At 68.5% G+C, this 1,839-nt stretch carries 3 protein-coding genes; all 3 read right to left on the reverse strand.

Annotated elements, in window-relative coordinates:
• The coding region (locus FLW16_RS42770; RefSeq protein WP_142566698.1) for a Gfo/Idh/MocA family protein at positions 1-373 on the reverse strand (373 nt) is incomplete at its 3' end.
• The gene (locus tag FLW16_RS42775; protein ID WP_142566699.1) at positions 370-1,431 is read right to left on the reverse strand and encodes a substrate-binding domain-containing protein; all 1,062 of its coding nucleotides are present in this window, start codon (positions 1,429-1,431) and stop codon (positions 370-372) included. The genes FLW16_RS42775 and FLW16_RS42770, both read right to left, overlap by 4 nt.
• 49 nt (positions 1,432-1,480) lie before the next feature.
• Positions 1,481-1,839, reverse strand: a 359-nt coding sequence (locus tag FLW16_RS42780; RefSeq protein ID WP_396687271.1) for an ABC transporter permease, incomplete at its 5' end; no start/stop codon positions are given.

Genomic DNA, 1,839 nt, shown 5'->3' on the forward strand with positions numbered 1-1,839 from the left:
CCGCCGCCTCCTTCGCCGCCGCGGCCATGGCCTCGGCCTCGGCCACGGTGTTGGCCAGCGGCTTCTCGCACAGGACGTGCTTGCCCGCCGCCAGCGCCGCGATGGCGATCTCGGCATGGCTGTCACCGGGCGTGCAGATGTCGACGATCTGCACGTCGTCGCGTTCGAGCAGGCGCTTCCAGTCGCTCTCCGCGTGAGCCCACCCCAGCTTCTCGGCTGCCTGCGCGGTCGCCTCGGCGGACCTGCCGGCCACGGCCACCATCGCGGGCTTGATCGGCAGGTCGAAGAACGCGTCCACGCTGCGCCACGCCTGGGAGTGGGTGCGGCCCATGAACGCGTAGCCGACCATGCCGATCCCGATGACCGGCCTCATGACTCGAAACCGAGCGGCAGGTACTTGTCCACGTTGTCCTTGGACACGGTCGCCGAGGCCAGCGTGATCGACTGCGGCACCTCCTGCTCCAGCAGGTCGCTCATGCCCTTGCCCTGGGCGATGAGCCGGGCGATCTTGATCGCCGAGGCGGCCATCGTCGGCGGATAGGTGACCGTCGCCTTCAGCACGCCGTTGTCGGCCTGGATGTCACGCATCGCGTTGGCCGAGCCGGCGCCGCCGACCATGAAGAACTCGTCGCGACCGGCTTCCTTGATCGCGGCGAGCACGCCGATGCCCTGGTCGTCGTCGTGGTTCCAGATCGCGTCGATCTTCTTGTGCGCCTGCAGCAGGTTGCTGGCCACCTGCGTGCCCGACTCCACCGTGAACTTCGCGTCCTGCTGCGCGGTCACCTTGAAGCCGTACATCTTCAGCGCGTCGGCGAAGCCCTTGCTGCGGTCCTGGGTCAGCGGCAGCGTGGCGATGCCCTGGATCTCCAGAATGACCGGGTCGGCCACGCCCTTGTCCTTCAGCGTCTTGCCGATGAAGTGGCCGGCGGCCACGCCCATGCCGTAGTTGTCCCCGCCGATCCAGGCGCGGTAGGACAGCTTGTCCGGGAACACGCGGTCCACGTTCACCACCGGGATGCCCGCGTCCATGGCCTGCCGGGCCACCTGGTTGAGCTGCTGGCCGTCGTTGGGCAGGATCACCAGCACGTTGACCTTGGCCTGGATCAGCGACTCCACCGCGGAGATCTGCTGGTTGATGTCGTTGGTCGGCTCGACCGCCTTGAAGTCGACGTCGGAGTACTGCTTGGCCGCGTCGGCCGCGTTCTTGGCGATGGCGGCGATCCAGCCGTGGTCGGCGGCCGGGGCCGAGAAGCCGATGACGACCTTGTCGCCGGGGGCGTCGTTGCCGCCCGTGGCCGCGGCCGCGGGGGCGGCGGCCGGCGCGCTCGCCTGCGCGGCCGGCTCGTTGCTGGTGCAGGCCGCGACGAGGGCGCCCGCGCCGAGGATGGCTCCGCCGAGGAGGAAGCCGCGGCGGCCGGGGTTCTTGTCCATATGTTCTCTCCTTGCTGGAGCCGGTCGGGTTCCGATCCGGCCCCCGGTATCAGGTGTGTGATTTGAGGCTTCGCCGCTGCAGGAGCACGGCGACGACGATGATCGCGCCCTTGGCGACGAGCTGGTCGGCGGTGTTGAGGCCGTTGAGGATGAACAGGTTGGTGATCACAGTGAAGATCAGCAGACCGAGGATCGAACCGATGATCGTGCCCCGGCCGCCGCTCAGCAACGTCCCGCCGATGATCACCGCGGCGATCGCGTCCAGCTCATACAAGTCGCCATGGGTGGACGACCCGGTGGTGGTCCGCGCCATGATCAGCACCGCGGCGATCCCGCAGCACAGACCCGACAGCGCATACAACATCAGCGTGTGCTTACGCACATCGATACCGGCCAGACGCGCCGCCT

The organism is Microbispora sp. KK1-11, assembly GCF_006874435.1.
Taxonomy (GTDB): domain Bacteria; phylum Actinomycetota; class Actinomycetes; order Streptosporangiales; family Streptosporangiaceae; genus Microbispora; species Microbispora catharanthi.